10 protein-coding genes are annotated in these 16,552 nt (G+C 57.0%); 1 reads left to right on the top strand and 9 read right to left on the bottom strand.

Features of this window, described 5'->3' with window-relative positions:
• Window positions 1–128: 128 nt before the first annotated feature.
• The 7 genes from A3OQ_RS22960 to A3OQ_RS0118085 all read right to left on the bottom strand — a co-directional run bounded on the left by A3OQ_RS22960 (window position 129) and on the right by A3OQ_RS0118085 (window position 12,989).
• Window positions 129–1,490 carry a TolC family protein gene (locus A3OQ_RS22960; RefSeq protein WP_161607355.1) on the bottom strand — a complete coding sequence of 454 codons (1,362 nt, stop codon included), beginning with the start codon at window positions 1,488–1,490 and terminating at the stop codon, window positions 129–131.
• 334 nt (window positions 1,491–1,824) lie between these two features.
• Window positions 1,825–2,610 (bottom strand): Ig-like domain-containing protein, encoded by a 786-nt coding sequence (locus tag A3OQ_RS0118115; protein ID WP_020176847.1) that lies wholly within the window; start codon window positions 2,608–2,610, stop codon window positions 1,825–1,827.
• A 404-nt stretch (window positions 2,611–3,014) separates the two neighbouring features.
• Window positions 3,015–5,207: an amylo-alpha-1,6-glucosidase gene (locus tag A3OQ_RS0118110; protein WP_040581407.1), complete on the bottom strand. Its 2,193-nt coding sequence runs from the start codon at window positions 5,205–5,207 to the stop codon at window positions 3,015–3,017.
• 141 nt (window positions 5,208–5,348) lie between these two features.
• Window positions 5,349–6,407, bottom strand: a complete 1,059-nt coding sequence (locus tag A3OQ_RS0118105) for a glycosyltransferase family 4 protein (protein WP_020176845.1) — start codon at window positions 6,405–6,407, stop codon at window positions 5,349–5,351.
• A 1,216-nt stretch (window positions 6,408–7,623) separates the two neighbouring features.
• On the bottom strand, window positions 7,624–7,782 hold the full coding sequence (locus A3OQ_RS24150) for a DUF3309 family protein (RefSeq protein ID WP_020176843.1): 159 nt from the start codon (window positions 7,780–7,782) through the stop codon (window positions 7,624–7,626).
• Between the two features lie 73 nt (window positions 7,783–7,855).
• A complete protein-coding gene (locus A3OQ_RS0118090; RefSeq protein ID WP_244427181.1) occupies window positions 7,856–8,437 on the bottom strand; it encodes a Spy/CpxP family protein refolding chaperone in 582 nt (193 codons plus the stop codon).
• A 136-nt stretch (window positions 8,438–8,573) separates the two neighbouring features.
• On the bottom strand, window positions 8,574–12,989 hold the full coding sequence (locus tag A3OQ_RS0118085) for a chemotaxis protein CheB (protein ID WP_026595993.1): 4,416 nt from the start codon (window positions 12,987–12,989) through the stop codon (window positions 8,574–8,576).
• A gap of 358 nt (window positions 12,990–13,347) precedes the next feature.
• On the opposite strand from A3OQ_RS0118085, the gene A3OQ_RS0118080 reads away from it, so the two are divergent.
• Window positions 13,348–13,713 (top strand): response regulator, encoded by a 366-nt coding sequence (locus A3OQ_RS0118080; protein ID WP_020176839.1) that lies wholly within the window; start codon window positions 13,348–13,350, stop codon window positions 13,711–13,713.
• A gap of 134 nt (window positions 13,714–13,847) precedes the next feature.
• On the opposite strand, the gene A3OQ_RS0118075 is transcribed toward A3OQ_RS0118080, so the two are convergent.
• Both A3OQ_RS0118075 and A3OQ_RS0118070 read right to left on the bottom strand, forming a co-directional pair.
• The gene (locus A3OQ_RS0118075; RefSeq protein ID WP_020176838.1) at window positions 13,848–15,095 is read right to left on the bottom strand and encodes a cation:proton antiporter; all 1,248 of its coding nucleotides are present in this window, start codon (window positions 15,093–15,095) and stop codon (window positions 13,848–13,850) included.
• A gap of 66 nt (window positions 15,096–15,161) precedes the next feature.
• Window positions 15,162–16,505 carry a DUF2254 family protein gene (locus A3OQ_RS0118070; RefSeq protein WP_020176837.1) on the bottom strand — a complete coding sequence of 448 codons (1,344 nt, stop codon included), beginning with the start codon at window positions 16,503–16,505 and terminating at the stop codon, window positions 15,162–15,164.
• Window positions 16,506–16,552 lie beyond the last annotated feature (47 nt).

The following is a 16,552-nucleotide window of genomic DNA, read 5'->3' as shown; positions in this document are numbered from 1 at the left end:
AGCATTTTTCCTTTAACCCATGGAATTATTCCTGAATGACCTTGCGCCGAATTGCCTTTCTTTGGCAAGTCGTGAGGTTGCCGGGTGCCAGAGAGCGTTAACCGGGCGTCTCGCCCTTCAAGGGCGGCCTATCGAAACGAGCCTTGGAAGATCCCGAGGACATCGGCCGGCGGTGCCTCCGGCCCGATGGCCACCCGCGGCATGCCAGCCCCGGTCAGTGTCGCCAGCGCGACCAGTCCTTCAAGCATACCCTGCTGAAGCACGATTTTCTGCTGCTCAAGCGACAGTTGCGCGACTTGCGTATCGACATAGGCCCGTTCATCGAGCAAACCTTGCTTGAATGCGGTTTCTGACTGCCCGGCGATCGTGCGGGCCTGCTTCAGGCGCGGTTCGAGAGACGCGAGCTGCCGCGCGAGCAGCGCCTGTTCCGACAAAAGAGCGCCGACTTCCCCGGCTGCCGCGGTCAGCCGCGCGTTAAACTCAAGATTGAGCGCTTCGCGGGTCGCGCTTTCCCTGGCTATGGCACCCTCGTTGCGATCGAAAATCGGCAGGTCGAAAGACACTTGCGGGCCGACCGAATAAATCGCGCTGCTGTCGCGGCCGCCTGCCAGCCCGATCGTGACATTGGGAAATTGCGAGAGAATGGCCTGACGAAGCCTGGCGTCCTGAGACCTATAACCATACTGCAATGCAACAAGATCGGGGCGCCGATCGGGGAGATCTGCCAGATCCCGGCGAATATGTTGCGCATCTATGCGGGGCGCTTCGCTCGCGCCTGCGAGGCTGAGAGGCGCATCCGGAACCAATCCGATGAGGGCGTTGAGCTGATGCCGGCGATTGAGTTGAGCGCGTTCGAGATCATCGTAGCTCTTTTGAACATCGCCGACGGCGACAAGATCGGGCGATAAGGTGGCAAGTGTCGCATTGCCCTGGTTGATCGCCGCCGACGTAAGATCGAACCGCTCTCTCAGCAATTTGCGTGTGCGCTCGATAAGCTTTTCGGCCCTGTCGCCTGAAACGATATCTACAAAAAGAAGCCGCGCCTTTCCGATTGTCTGCCACTCCTGCCAAAGCAGCGAGGCATTGATTTCTGCCGCGGCGTTCTCCGCTGCCTCGCGTTTGGTGGGTCGCAGCAGAATCGATTTTAAATCCTGCGCGAGACCGGCACTGAAAGCATTTGTGCCACCGGCACCGGCCACAAAGAACGGATAGGACAGTGCAACCTGAGGGTTGGGCAGAAGCCCCGCTTCGATGATCTGCGCCTCGGCGATGCCGGCCTTCGCTCGCGCCGCGCGAAGATCGGGGTTATTGGCAAGGACCAAGCGATCGAGATCATGAACGGTGATCGCCCCGCCACTTGCCTGCGAGAGCATCGAGACATGAGAGGCAAGTGTCGGCGCCCGATCGAGCGGGTCGGGTTCGTAAGATACGCACCCCGAAAGCGCTAAGGTGCCGATCAGAGCTAAACGCAGAAAATGCGCTGACATCATTGCCGAAACGCCAGCCAGAAGCGTGGTGACAGGGGCCAATTGGCGATTTAGCATGAATGAGCGCGAACGTGCTGGGCGTGTTCGCCTAACTTGAAGAGTGCGTGACAGTGTTGTCCAAATGTCACGTTCGGAGGATTCGCAGTGCCGGTATTGGCGCCTCGGGAGGTCGGCGGCTGATACTTCTCCTCGGTATTATGTCGATGCCGCTTCAGTTCATTTCGCCAGCTGCTTGTCAAATCCTCGGCGAGGCGGACAACGCCTATCTGAAGAGACGGCCGATGCCACAAAAGGACGGCCATCGAGACCTATCTGAGGCTATCCGCGCGCAGGAGGCTTACTGCAGTTCGGGCCTGAGTTCCTTATGTTGAGAGTCTCTTCGGGTGAGTGTTGGGTCACATTGGGTGATGATCATTGTGACAATGTCGTGCACGTCATTTTCAGTTACGTTTGCGCTGTTTTTGACACAGAACAATTCAGATAAATCTCGTTCAGTGCCAGGTCTTTCGATTGTTTTATCCCGGCGTGGACGACACTTTATCCAGTTTCTCTCTAACGGATGGACTGAGTAGGTATCAAATATTTGTTTGGTGCCTTTGAAAAGCATCATTTCGAGCGCAATTTTCTTTCCGTATTGCTGACGTAACTCTCGTCGAAGTTCGAGCCTGTTTGCTCCGGTCAGCTTATTAGAGCGTTTAATTTCATCCACAAACATTTTGATGAGACGATCCGCCTTATCACGCGCATCGCTGCTTGCTTGTTGCGCTGTCTCCTCCGAGCCTGGTCCCTGGGTTATAGCGGACTTAATTATGCCGAGCGAAAATGTCAGTGAAGCTGTGCCGTGATTGCCGGCCGCGTCAGTTTCGGTGGCAACGACAGTGTGCTGCCCATCAGCGAGACCGGTCGAGATGAAGGTCCAAACTCCGACCGCATCCGCGTTGGCGGTAGTGGCTTCTGCCTTTCCGTCTATTGCGAAACGCACGACAGCATTTGGAGCGCCGACTCCCGAGAAAGCTGCATTGACGGTGATCTTATCGGTTAAGTTCGACCCGGCTTGTTGCTCAACGGTCTCGTCCTTTATCGCCGTAGCAGTTCTCGGTTCCTGCAGTTTTGTCCTAGGCATGATGATCTCCGCGGTCGCGTCTTACCGACAACATGTCGTGCCGTGGCGGGAGAGCTACAATAGCAAAAAGGAAACTCGATTTCGATCGTCGTGCGGATTGCAGTTGTGTCGATGTTCGCTTTGAAGGAAGAAGTCAGTCCAATGTCTGCTTTTGACAGCGCTATGACCTTTTAGTGACTAGCCCGTCGGGAGCGTTGGTTGGGCTGGGCGCCGGAAATACCGAATTTGGTCGCAAGCCGGTTTGCGGATGTCAGTTCATCGAACGTCTGGATTTGCGAGCAGTATTCCGTCCAGGGAACGGCGTAGATAGGCGTTGAATGGCATCAAGGAAAGTCGGAGCTCCTTGACGCATGGCCGAGGAGCTCTTGGCTATTCTGCACCTCTGTGCATTCGGCGAACCAGCCTCATTTACTCTGAACGATACGAGCGGTGCCCTCGCGCGACAACACGTGGACGGTGACGTCATCGCCATCGCGGCGCAGGCGGATATCGGCGCGCGTCTCGCCGAGCCGCAAGTTGCGAATCGTCAAGTCGTCGAGGAAGTCGGGCAATCGCGGCTCCGTGAAATAGATTTCGTTGCTTTCGTGCCGCAAGCTCAATCCGATACAAGCGGAGAGGAACGCGAAAGGTGCGGCCGAGGCCCAAGCTTGCGGCGCGCAGGCGACCGGATAGGCAGTCGGGCCACGCCGGCGTCGGCGTCCGAAGCCGCAGAAAAGCTCGGGCAAGCGCCGCAGTTCCTGATAGCTCGCGGCGTCGAACATGCCGGAAAAGACTTTCGCCGCCTGCGCCTTCAGGCCATAGCGGCCGAGGCCCCAAACGATGAGGGCATTATCGTGCGGCCAGATCGACCCATTGTGATAGGATAATGGATTGTAGCGACTCTCCCCCGCCGAAATTGTACGAATGCCCCATCCGCTGAAGGCATCCGGGCTTGTCAGGCAATCCGCGACTCGCTCCGCGTAAGCCGGATAGGCAATCCCGGCGAAAAGCGCATGTCCGGCGTTGGAAGAGCGCACACGGCATGGGTTTTTGGCCCCGTCCAGAGCCAGTGCATAGGTACCGATCTCTTCGCACCAGAAGGCCTCGTGGAACCGCAGCCGCAGCGTCTCGGCCTGCCTATCAAGATCTTCAGCCTTAGAAATATCGCCGCGCATTTTGGATAATGTCGCAGCGGCACACTTGGCGGCATAGACATAGCTTTGAACCTCGCAGAGGGCGATCGGTCCATGCGCCTCTGTTCCGTCCGCGTGGAAGATCGAGTCTTGACTGTCTTTCCATCCCTGGTTTGTGAGGCCGGAGTCGGTCTCGCGGTAATATTCGACGAAGCCGTCGCCGTCCCGGTCGCCCAATGTATCGCACCATAAAAGCGCCGCCTCGATATTCGGCCAGATGGCCTCGATGGTCGCTTTATCGCCGGTTCGTTCGAAATAAAGTCCCGCCAGCATCACGAAAAGCGGCGTGGCGTCGACCGTGCTGTAGCAATGGCTGAATGGCACTTCTTTGAGATGAGCCATTTCGCCGTGCCGCACCTCATGCAGGATCTTGCCCGGCTGGGCATCGGCTTCGGAATCGAAATGCTGGGCCTGTGTTTCTGCGAGATAGAGGAGCACACCTTTCGCGATCATCGGATCGATCCAAAGCATCATCATCGCGGTGATGATGCCGTCGCGGCCGAAGACCGTGCTGAACCATGGAATGCCAGCATAGGGGTAAAGACCATTTTTGGTCTGGCTGACCAGCGTGTAAATATCGGATGTCGAACGGCAGGCTATTTCATTGAAGAGCACATTCGAGCTTTCGACCGTTGCGATGTTGCGCGTCAGCGCTCTGAGACCGCGTCTTGCGGCGCGATAGGCGGCCAAAAAATGCATCGGCTCGGCGGCCTGGTCTTCTGCGCAGGTGACGCTGGCAAAAATCGAACAATTTTCACCGGGCGCCAGCACGATATCAAATTCCGCGACATTCGTGTCGAGATGCTGCGGCGCGGGAGAGAAATTGAGAGTCGTAAATCGGCTGACGCCGTCGAGACCTGCATATCTAAGTTCGACGCGCTCCGGGCTGACGATACGTGCGCTCCGCGTACCTCTTGCCTTTCGGCGGGCTCCGCGAACCTCGAACAGATCGCGGAAATCCGCGTCGAAGTGGATCGTGATATGAAAAGCTCTTTGCCGGCGATCGTAATTGAAGAAGCCGATACGCTCGTAACATCCGCCCTCGAAGAGTAGCTTGGTGCGCTCCATCGCGATCATATCGCGTGGAATGGAAATGCTTCCGCCATCATGGATGTCTGGGTTGCTAGAGTTCGCAGACAGCGAGGCATTGTCGTCCTCGACGACCGACCCGAGCAAAAGTGGCCGTTTGCCTTCAAATCTCAAATCGAACTTCGAGAGATATCTTGTGTCTCGCAGAAACACGCCTTCGGGTCCATCGGGGCCGATGCCGATGTCGCCATAGCTGTCAAGCACGGCGAAGATATCACCATGCTTGAGCGCCCGCAGCGGACGCTCAACAAGCGAGGTTTGTGGTTCGATATAATAGTCGGAGACCTCTTCGAATGGGGCCTCGACTGCGCCCTCGCGGGCGATGGCCTTCGTCATGATCAGTCTTTCAGCTTGGCTGGAATGCGCCTGAGCCGCCTTCAATTTTTCAGAAGACGTTCACAAGACGCTGGAGAAGAACACACCATAGCAATATTGCTTGATGCTTATTGTCTGTGGGCAAAGCCTGCGCAGGCCCGGCTATTCCACATTTACCAGCTTAAGCCGCGATTGCGGCTTGCTGATGAGCTTTTGATAAGCTGCGACGTAGCCGCGAGCCATGTGCTTTTCCGTAAACCTTGATTCGTAGGAGCGCCGGACAGCCATTCGGTCGATCGATTTGATCCGGTGAACGGCTTCGACTGCCATGTCGATTGAATCGACGATAAGTCCGCTGATGCCGTCCTCGATGATTTCGGGTACCGAACCGTTTCGCCAGGCGATAACCGGCGTTCCAGCCGACATGGCCTCGATCATGACCAGCCCGAAAGGCTCGATCCAATCGATGGGAAAGAGGAGCGCGCGTGCATTCCCGAGGAAGGCACATTTTTGACTATCATCGATCTCGCCGACGAATTCGATCAGAGGATGATCCAGCATCGGTTGGATGACCTCTTTGAAATAACCGAGATCGGCCTTATCGACCTTTGCCGCGATCTTCAGCTTGACGCCGGCTCTTTTAGCAATCTCGATGGCGCGATCAGGACCTTTCTCCGGCGAGATCCGTCCAAGAAAGGCGAGGTAATCGCCACCGGCAGCACTGAAGGGACACGCCTCCGCCGGCAGGCCGTTATAGACAGTTGCAAGCCAGTTGAGTCCCAACGGCATCGGCTCCCGCTGCACATCCGAGATCGAAATGAGCGGCATATGCGGATAGGCTTTGTAGGCAGGCCAGAAGTCAGGCAAATCAAGGCGGCCATGCAAGGTCGTCACGAATTTGTGGCTCAAATCCTGGAAGAGAGGATATTGCAGAAGATCGATATGGCAGTGAATAATATCGAACCGCTCGGCTTGACGCCTGACCTTGTCGAGCATCACGAGATTGCTGGCGGTATGATCGCCTATGCCCTGCGGACGCAGGCCTTTGTCGCAACCTGTGACGAGCTTCGCGGCGGTCTCCGAGCCGCCCGCCGCAAAGAGGGTGACATCATGCCCTTGCCTGACGAGTTCTTCCGTGAGCCAAGAGACGACGCGTTCCGTACCACCGTAAAGTTTGGGCGGTACTGTCTCCGCGAGCGGAGCGATCTGAGCAATTCGCATGATTTCCTTGCGTCATAATTGGCATCGCAACCACAGCGGTTGGAAAATGCGGGAATTGCTTGAGGCAGGATAAGGCGATCAAATCGAAGATCACTCAGTCTGCGCACGCGCGCATTAATTCTAATGCGTTAGACGAACTGTACAAAAGCAGCAACCACAGAGGCGAATGACGACGGAACGCCCGTGCATGAAAAACCCTAGCACCTTACATAAGGGTGCGGGATTATATTTCATTAAAGCAGCTAAAGAGGCATTACAGGCGAGCGGCAAATAAGCCGTTGAAAGCGCCGCGCCGATTGAATGCAACGATTATCCGCACGCACGCAGCGGATATCAGGGTCGAAACCGAAAAAAGTCCTGATTGGATTTTTTGGTCGATGCTACGGGACTGAGCTGATCCTCCAACACAACCCGCTCGAACGTCTCCGAATCACGCTTAATTCGGTATTGCAGCGATTCTCCCAGTGCGGGCATTTGAGCCTTAACGGTGAAAGTTCCACCTGCCGCTGCAGAGAAGGTTGCAGGGGTCGGTCTGAAAATGACAGTCGTTCCGATCGAATAGATATGATTGGGCATGGCGGTTTCCAATTGGATGGTCTTCCTCGGGTTGCACGTCACCTTCGTTCGGCAGGCGAACCAAACCAGATACCGCGCGATCATCACGTCCTTGCCCGCGATGCAGCAAGGCAACAAACACACTTAGAACTGATCTGAAGAACGATCGAGGGAGCGGCGACATGGCATCGTGCTGTTTTTACGACGCGCTAAAGCAGTCTGCAGACCGTTAACTTTCAACCGCTTCAATTGGTTGGTGCATTGAAGCACATGGCTTCTCTTACTTAGCAATACAAGAGCATCGATCCATTTCTTCGCAGCCAGGCAGAGATCACGGGCTTTGCGCTGCGATTTCTTTGTCGCGAGATAGTAGCGGCCCAATGATCAGTCTGGCTTAGCTCCGGTTTGAGAACATCCGCTCTGCAGCGGGCCGCGGACTTCATCGCCGTTGAATGACTGACCCATATGCAGGTCAGCACAGTTCGAACTGTCTGATCGACTTTTGCTCGGAAGCGAGGGCTCTGTCGTCACAGGTGCATCGCCCGGGCGATCCGCCGGCGAAGCGGCAATCGCGCTACCTGTCAATAAGACGATCATGGCAGCGAGCCAGATTGAGACACGGACGGCCATCAGCTATTCGCCAAGCTTAGACGCTCTAGGTTCACGATATGTGGAGGCCACCAACTAGCCAGAGCACGACGACAATGACGAGCACGAGGCCGAGCACTCCGCCCAGCCCAGCGCCGCCGTAGCGGCTATAGCCGAAGCCTCCGCCGCCAAACAGCAGAAGAAGAATCACGATAATAAGAATAGTGCTCATTGCCTTCTCTCCATAGGTTCAGCGGCGAGGCCGTGCGAACTTGAGTCAAGCCTTAGCCAGAGGCATTGCCAGCTCAACGATGTTCGATTTGGGCCTTCATGAATTGAACCAATTTGTGCTTCTGGCGATCATCCAAGCTGCCGTAAAGCGGTTCAGCCGCATCGGCGAGTTTCTTCAAGGATGCCGCCTTTGAACTGAGCTCGGCCGCCTCATCCCGCATCATGGCGATATCGTTGGGATGATCGTTGCGCTGACTCTGACCTTCGCGATCTATACGGGAACTCCTGCCGGCCACTACGGTCTTAAATTCTCCCACACCGTAGTCATGAAGCGCGGTCTGCAATCCTGACCAAGTCTTTTCCTGGTCGGATGTCAGTTGAAGGTCTGCCTTCAGCCGGGCGATCCTTGCATCAACGTCGTTCGCAATCTGGTTATCCGACGGCCCCGTGCGTTGCGCTCGCACTGCCGGATCCGCCTTCGACTCGGATTGCGCGGGAGGAGGATTGTCGTTTGTCTCCGCATACGAATGATCGACGTGGGTTACACCTAAGAGTGCGGCGCTCGATAGCCCGATGATCAGTAACTTGTTCATTTTTGTCCGCCGGAAAAATCTCGGGCTGCGCCGATGATGATGCACGGGCAGCGCGGAAATCATGGATCGCGCTTTAGGCGATGACCTGTAGTGAACATGCGGCGGACTGCTAAGTTCCGAAAATTCACGTGATGATGAGTTGTTCGGATCTAAGTAGTTTCCGAATCTCAGAACCGGAGTTCAAGCAATGCCGACGCTCTTACGCAAGATTGCGCGTATTCGCGACTGCGGCAAGCGCGAGCCGAGCCAATGCGGGAAGAGATTTCGTGCCGGTCTTTATCATGATGGCAGCCCGATGATTCTCGACGGTGCGCTGGCTGATGCCGAGATCCGCGGCGATATTTTTGTTAGGGTGACCGGCGAGGATCAGATCCATAATCTCACGCTGCCGCAAGGTCAGGGCCGCCACGCGCGTTTTTGCTTCTTCTTGCCTTGCCGATAGTCTGGACGAGTCTCCCGCGAGTTCAAGTGCGCGCTCGATGCTGGCAAGCAGTTCATCACCGCCTACAGGTTTCTCGATGAAGTCCAAGGCACCTGCCTTCATAGCTTGAACAGCTACCGGGACGTCACTGTTGCCGGTGATCATAATGGCAGGTAGGCGATCGCCTGCGTCCCTGAGTCGTTGCAGCAATTCGAGGCCGCTCAACCCGGGAAGGTAGGCATCAATCAAGAGACAGGCGCGGCGGCCGGGACGATAGGCATCGAGGAAAGCCTCGCAGGTCGAGAAGGCCTCGACGGTCCGGCCGCCTTCTTTAACCATCGCGCTTATTGTGTCACGAACCTGGCTATCGTCGTCGACGACGAAGATCACAGGTAGCTCCGAAGCGCTGGCCATTACGGCACGATGCGGCACGGGTTCATGCAATACCGGTAGCGGGCTTGGGAGAAGGCGCCCAATGGCTCCCGTCAATTCCTCCAATTTGACCGGCTTGTTGAGTTGGACGCAGTTCAGGCGTGCGATATCGCGCAAGGTCGCAGTCGATATATCGCCCGTCAGCATGATGACCGGGACTTCGCGATGAAGTTTTTCCTGGAGCTTCGCGCTCACCTGAAGTCCGTTCATCCCTCTTGGGAGGTTATAGTCAGCCAGGATGAGGTCTGGTTGAATTATCCCTGGCGCCACCAGTTCCAGAGCTGCGACGCCATCGGGTGCCGCTGTCACACTATAGCCTTCGTCCGTAAGGAGATGCTCGAGAAGATCCCGGACTTCGGGATCGTCTTCGACGACTAAGACCATACCCGTGCGCCGGGTGCCTTCGGCAGCGACCTCATCATCTCTTCCGCGCCGATGCACGTCCAGCGGTAACGATTCATCTTTCGATGCGAGTGGGACCTCGATGGTAAAGACCGAGCCCTTGCCGAGCCGGGAGCGGACACCGATCCGATGGTCCAGCAAATCTCCCAGCCGCTGCACGATGGAAAGGCCGAGACCAAGACCATGACTTCTTTCGCGCGCGGCATTGTCGAGTTGATGATATTCTTCGAAAATTGCGTGAAGTTCCTTCTCCGGAATGCCAATCCCGGTATCCCAAATTTCGATGCTCAGCATTCCATGATGCCGACGGCAACCGAGCAGAACCTTACCGCGCTTCGTATATTTCAAAGCGTTCGCGACAAGGTTGCGGAGCATCTGATCGAGTAGACGCGGGTCGCTACGAATGGACAGTCCGCACGGTACGACACACAAGACAAGTTTCTGTGCTTGCGCATGATAAGTGAACTCATCCCTCAACCGCACGAGCAGATCGTTGATTGGAAAATTGACCTTTTCGACGTGGACGGTACCGGCCTCGATCTGGTTTATGTCGAGCAGCGTGTTCAGCATGCCCGACATAGCGGTGGCGGTCTCGTCAAGCCGTGCAATGAGTTCTAGCGCTTCGTCTTTCTTGTCGTCTTTGATTCTTTTGGTCAGAACGCTTCGCATCAGGCTGAGGACTTGCAGCGGCTGACGAAGGTCATGGCTCGCCGCGGCGAGAAAACGCGATTTTGCGACGGTCGCGAGCTCTGCCTGACGCTTGGCTGCTTCTAAAGCATTCGCCGTGCGTTTGCGTTCCGTATGATCGGCAAAGGTAATTACGACCCCCTCGATCTGGTTCTCCAGGGTACGATAGGGCAATATGCGGCGGATGTACCAGGCGCCGTTTTGGGCTTCGATCTCCCGCTCGATTGGTGCGAGGTCACTCAATACCTTTCGCGCATCGGTCAAAAGCGTGGCATCTGGAGCCAGCGAGTTGAGGTCGGCGAGCGGACGGCCTATGTCGCTTGGAATGACATTGAAGAGTGATTTTGTCGCCGGCGTGAAGAAGCGGATATCGAGATTTGTATCCAGGAAAAGCGTCGCAACGTCGGTACTGTACAGGACATTTTGGAGATCATTGGAGGTCGTGCGCTGCCGTTCTAGGGTCTCTTGGAGCTGACTGTTGAGGGCTGTCAGTTCTTCGTTGAGTGACTGCAATTCCTCCTTGGAGGTAAGCAGCTCCTCGTTTGTCGACTGAAATTCCTCGTTAATCGACAATGCTTCGTCGTTGATCGCCTTCTGCTCCTCACTCGAAACCTCGAGGTTTCGAATGGCTCCCTCGAGTTCGGTTTTTGTAGCTTCGAGTTCCTGCTCAAGCGTCGCGATCCGCGTCACATCCTTTGCGGTCGTCGAACGCCCCGGCTTGTGGTCCTGTTTTACATCGTCGATGAAGCAAATCAGCCAAAGCTCTTCACCGTCGCTGAGGACCGGCTGAACGGCGATGCTGAATGAACGTGGAGCACCGTCATGGTCGGTTCTGCCGCCTGCAACGACAATACGTGCCTTCTCCTGACCGGCCTGCTGGATCGCCGAGCGAAGCTTGGTGCGCAAGCCTTCACGCGCCATGGCAAACAGATCATATGTCGGAGCACCCGGTGCCACGCGCAAATAGCGATCCGTCGGTCCCAAGGAGTAGAGACACTCATGCTTGTGGTCGATCAGGACCGCCGCCGGTGCATAGGTCTCCATCACGAGCCGCCGGCACAAGTCGGCAAGAACCGTTTGGCGCGAAGGCGCTTGGCCCTGGCCCGAATGCGCTGAAACGCGCGCTCCATCACTGGGACTCATCATCAAGCCGAGCTCGCCCGGGCGCGAACGGCCGATGTGACGATAGAGCCGTTCGGACTTGGAGATCACCTCGAAACGGCCGTCTGAATTGCCGATCGTTTCGGAACTTCCGAGAAGGAGAATGCCGCCCTCGCGCAATGCAAAATGGAATAGCGATATTGCCTTGGCCTGCGCCTCGGGATGCAAATAGATGAGAAGGTTGCGGCAGGACACCAGATCGAGGCGTGAGAACGGCGGGTCGCTCAGCAGATCCTGAACCGTGAAGACAACAGCCGCGCGCAGCTCCGGCGAAACCCTGTAATTATGCTCTTCTTTGGAGAAGAAACGGGTAAGTCTCGCCTGCGAGACATGCGCTTCGATCGTTTCCGGATACAGGCCCACGCGGGCGGCAGTGACGGCATCCGGATCGACATCGGACGCAAAGACCTGCAACTTGATGCTGCGTTTTTGAGCCGAGATTTCCTCACGAAACAGCATAGTGAGGGAATAAGCCTCCTCGCCCGTACTGCACCCGGCAATCCAGATGCGGAGGGGATGATCCTCGGGTTGGCATCTGACCAGGTCGGGAATGATCTTTTCCGCCAAGAGATCGAACGTTTTCGGATCACGGAAGAAATCCGTGACGTTGATAAGCAGGTCCTTGGCAAGGAGCTCGAGCTCTTTGGGGTCGCTCCGCAGCATATCGAGATAGCGAGCTATATTGTCGGTCGCGATCCCGACCATTCCTACGCGCCGTTCGATCCGGCGTTGCAGCGTACCTTGCTTGTAGAGCGTGAAATCATGAGCGGTTTTTGTGCGAAGGAGATCGATGATCTCTGGCAGCCAATCATGCGTTTTTTCCTTCGGGACAGAATCAGCGCGTCCGAGAATAGAAGGTCTGCCCCGGCTGTATTCGATGAGCGCTTCGGGAATCTTTGCAACCGGCAGCACAAGATTCACTGCGCCGGTCGCAATGGCGCTCCGGGGCATGCCGTCATAGCCGGCTTCGTTGGGATCCTGCGCCGCGACAAGGCCGCCTTTGTCCTTGATGGCCTTTAGACCGAGGCTGCCGTCAGCCCCTGTCCCGGAAAGGATCACGCAAATTGCGCGTGCATCGCACTCTTCCGCCAACGAGTTGAGTAAGAAATCGAACGGCAGGCGCGCACCATGATGTGCTTGCGGTTGCGAGAGACGCAGAGTCCCATTACCGACAGAGAGATAGGTTCCAGGTGGAATCACATAGAGATGCTCGCGCTCGATCGGCATTCCATTTGCTGCTTGCAACACGATCAGGGACGAATGACCGCTGAGCAGATCGACCAGCATGCTTTTATGAGTCGGATCAAGGTGCTGAACGAGGATAAAGGCCATGCCAGTTTCGGCAGGCAACGCACTTACAAACTTTAGACAAGCGTCGAGGCCGCCCGCCGACGCACCTATTCCGACAACTTGGAAATCGTTCGAATCGAGCGGCGGATCGCGAACCGGCGCAGGACGCAGGCTCTTTTGCGGTTTGGCCAATTTGGCCTGACGCGGGTGAAACTCCTGCATTTTACATTTCTGCTCAAACAACTGCTTCCGAAGGAAGCTGAACTCAATATATATTACGATATCAAAATTTTACATCCCATTGGCAATGCCCGACAGTTGCATTTCAAAGGTTATGCTATAGGCCGTGGCCTTCATTGATCTGGCTCACCTCACGTTAAACTCTTAGGCCGAGCGAGGCGGAGGGAGCCAATGCTGAGTAGTTTCCGAGCCTGTCTTCGACTGTCCTTTATCGTTATGGTTTATAGTCGGCAGAACTTAGCGTCCCTCTTTCAAATGACTGGACCCATGCCGTATCACGTCGGCGCAAGCGATTGTGCCGAAGCCGTGAGTCAATTTAAGATTGAAGGTAAAATAACTGATGAAAGGACTCCGCATCCTTGTTGCCGAGGATGATGCCCTGATTGGCTTATTGCTCGCCCAGGTGCTCGAAGAGATGGGTCACGACATTTGCGCGATCGAGGCCACCGCAACCAACGTGGTGGGAGCTGCTATCCGATGCAGACCCGACCTCATGATTGTGGATGTACGACTGGCCGATGGAAGTGGCATCTCTGCCGTCGATGAAATACTTCGCACAGGATTTGTCCCGCACGTCTTCGTCACCGGCGATCCCACCAGCATTATGGTCCATAGACCCAGCTCTGTGGTGATCCAGAAGCCCTTTCGCGAATCTGAGCTTGTCTTGGCTATTCAACGCGCTTTTGATGCCGCGGCCATATCTTGATGTCTGGTCTATTAAGGCGATGCCGCAGCCCTTCTGACGAGTATCGATCGATCAGTGCCAGCGCCAAGCAGGCCGCCGCCAGGGAGATGAAAAGAGCTGCGGGCCGAATGCACGGTTTGCTCGTAAATCAGATCTTAGAACTTCTGCCCTCTAGCCAGCACCCTCTCTATCGTGACGCCCTGGACGATGACGGCGAAGAGGACGACAGCATAGGTCGCCGCTAGGGAAGTCGAGCGGAACGGCGTCTCCGGAAGGCTCAACGCGAGAGCGACCGAGATGCCGCCCCTCAGTCCACCCCAGATCAGGGTCATGGGGGCCTGGGGGCCAAGGCGAAGGACGTGCCGAAGGGCAGCCAGTGGTAGCAGCACTGAGATTGCGCGCGCGCCCAGCGCGAGCGGGATCGCCACGGCACCGAGCGCGAGGACGCGTAGGTTGTGCGAGACCGTGATGACTTCCAAGCCTATCAGCAGGAACAGGACGGCGTTGAGGATTTCGTCGATCAGGGACCAGAACTTGAGCAGATAGTCTTTCGTCGTATCGCTCATGGCCTGAGCGACGCCATGGTTACCGATCAAGATGCCCGCTACCGCCATGGCGACAGGCCCGCTGACCCCGATATGGCTGGCGAGGGCATAGCCGCCCATGACAACGGCGAGACTGATCATCACCTCGACGTTGTAATCGTCTATGGATCGCATCGCCCTGAACCCGATCCAGCCGATCACCAGACCTAGCAAGACGCCGCCTCCCGCCTCGACGGCGAAGAGTTCGACAGCGTGCGGCAAGGAGAAAGCATCGCTCCCGATTGCGGCCGCGAGCAGGATTGAGAACATTACGACGCCGACGCCGTCGTTGAACAGGCTTTCGCCGGCGACAGTGGCCTGTAACGTCGGCGACACGCTCGTCCGCTTCAAGACGCCCATGACCGCGACGGGATCGGTCGGGCTGATCAGGGAGCCAAAAACCAGGCACCAGATGAGCGGAACGGGGCTCCCGAGCCAGGCGGAGAACAGGAAGAAACCGCCACCGATCAGCGCCGTGGAGATTAGAACGCCTATTGTGCTGAGGACCAGAATCGGCCAGCGGCCTCGCCGCATCTCGCTCCAATCGACGTGCAGGGCACCTGCAAACAGAAGAAACGACAGCATGCCATTCATCAGTGTCTGGTGAAAGTTGATGCTAGTGATCAACCCGATGAGGCTGTCCGCGGTGCGGCTCATCGGAAAAAGCCAGTCCAAACCCAGGATGATCGCTGAGGAGATAGCCCCCATCAAGGTCAGTCCAGCCGAGGCGGGAAGTCGGACAAAGCGATAGTTCAGGTAACCGAAGGTCGCGGCGAGGACGATAAGGATCGCGGCGACATCGAACGGCATCAGGGCCATGGCGCAAAGCCCTGGTTTATCCGAGGACCCAGTAAACGCGACGAGGGTTCGTTCAAAGGCCTCACCTTAACCGTCTGACCCATCTACGCAGGCCGCCGGACCACCCTGCCGCATCAAGCCAAATCGGCGATGCCGCTTGCGAAGATCGTCGAGATCGGCCGGCGTCTTGATGCTGCGCTCGCCATCGCCCAGCACAAGGTCGACGTGGCGTTGCAAGCTCGCGATGCGCTTCGGTTCACGCTCGCAGCTTACGACAGCCGTGAGCACCTCAAGCATGCGGATGAGGACGGCGGAACTGCCGGCAGCATTCTGCCGGATCATGTGGAACATGGTGTCGGTCAAACCGTCGTAGTCGACGCGGGGCACCACCAGGACAGGCCTTCCATCTTTTATCGACACCCCGCTCGCCAGATGGCGTGGAGCCAGCTTGCACAGGGCAGCGCCCAGGCGCTCAAGAACGCTCATAGCCGTGTGGGGGTCGTTGATGCCGGGCGATAAGGCGCGAACCGCGACCTCCACCAGTTGCCGGACCGCGAATTCGAGGTCAGCAGAGCTTATCCGCTGAGGGCCAAGAGCGGTGGCTTTCTGAATGGCGGTGGCGACGCCTTCGACCATGGGCGTGACGAGCGCGATCGGAGCGCCAGGAAAGACATAGTCGCCCGGCCGTGCCAGCAGACGGATGTTGGCTTTGTGTTCCGCCGCCCAGGTCGCGAGACCCTCCTCATCGAGCTGTTGGAGGTAACCACGTCTCTGATCGACGACAGGCTCCGCGTTGCGCCAAGTTTCGGGGTGCGGCGGCGCGGGTCCCGGCTCGTCCGTGCCCAGCCGGTCAAGGGCAGCGGAGACGTCCTGGCTCACCAGCTCGATGACCGTATCGACGTTGATGCGTCCCGCCATATGATTCACGAAGAACACCAGCGTGGCCACGCATACAAAAGCCAGCAGGATGCCAACGCTAAGAGACAGATGGGGGACGAACCCCCCTTCGCTTTGAGTTCGCACGCTGCGCAAGACCATCAATGCATAGGAGAACGTTCCGAGGAAAATCCCGAGCGTGATCTGGTTGCCGCGATCCTTGGTGAAGTTGCGCAGCAAACGCGGGCCCATCTGGCCGGCCGCGAGCGAAAGAGCCGCGATAGTAATGGAGAACACCGTGCCTGCGACACCGATCGTAGAGGAGGCGACCGCGCCGAGCAGGGTTCGGGCGCCAGTACCTCCGCCGTTATAGAGCCATTCGCTCTCCAGAAGCGCTTGCGGGACGATCCCGCTTCGGTCGAGGCTGACCAATCCCACAGCGAGGAGTATCCCCGCGAAGATAATCAGTCCGGGAACGATCCAGAAGGTGTCGCCTAGGGTGCTGAGCAGCTTCCGCAGGCGCGCCCTCACCCGGCCGACACCGCGCGTTGCCAAGTGTTGACCCGTCGAATCATGGGTGCGCTCAGAGATAGCGATATGAT

The sequence above is a fragment of the Methyloferula stellata AR4 genome, assembly GCF_000385335.1.
Classification (GTDB): Bacteria; Pseudomonadota; Alphaproteobacteria; order Rhizobiales; family Beijerinckiaceae; genus Methyloferula; species Methyloferula stellata.
This window is presented reverse-complemented; position numbering and strand designations above follow the sequence as displayed.

Excerpts from the sequence above, each read along its gene's own strand:
- A3OQ_RS22960 (WP_161607355.1), bottom strand. The coding sequence starts at position 1,490 with ATGATGTCAGCGCATTTTCTGCGTTTAGCTCTGATCGGCACCTTAGCG.
- A3OQ_RS0118115 (WP_020176847.1), bottom strand. The coding sequence starts at position 2,610 with ATGCCTAGGACAAAACTGCAGGAACCGAGAACTGCTACGGCGATAAAG.
- A3OQ_RS0118110 (WP_040581407.1), bottom strand. The coding sequence starts at position 5,207 with ATGACGAAGGCCATCGCCCGCGAGGGCGCAGTCGAGGCCCCATTCGAA.
- A3OQ_RS0118105 (WP_020176845.1), bottom strand. The coding sequence starts at position 6,407 with ATGCGAATTGCTCAGATCGCTCCGCTCGCGGAGACAGTACCGCCCAAA.
- A3OQ_RS24150 (WP_020176843.1), bottom strand. The coding sequence starts at position 7,782 with ATGAGCACTATTCTTATTATCGTGATTCTTCTTCTGCTGTTTGGCGGC.
- A3OQ_RS0118090 (WP_244427181.1), bottom strand. The coding sequence starts at position 8,437 with ATGATTTCCGCGCTGCCCGTGCATCATCATCGGCGCAGCCCGAGATTT.
- A3OQ_RS0118085 (WP_026595993.1), bottom strand. The coding sequence starts at position 12,989 with ATGCAGGAGTTTCACCCGCGTCAGGCCAAATTGGCCAAACCGCAAAAG.
- A3OQ_RS0118080 (WP_020176839.1), top strand. The coding sequence starts at position 13,348 with ATGAAAGGACTCCGCATCCTTGTTGCCGAGGATGATGCCCTGATTGGC.
- A3OQ_RS0118075 (WP_020176838.1), bottom strand. The coding sequence starts at position 15,095 with ATGGCCCTGATGCCGTTCGATGTCGCCGCGATCCTTATCGTCCTCGCC.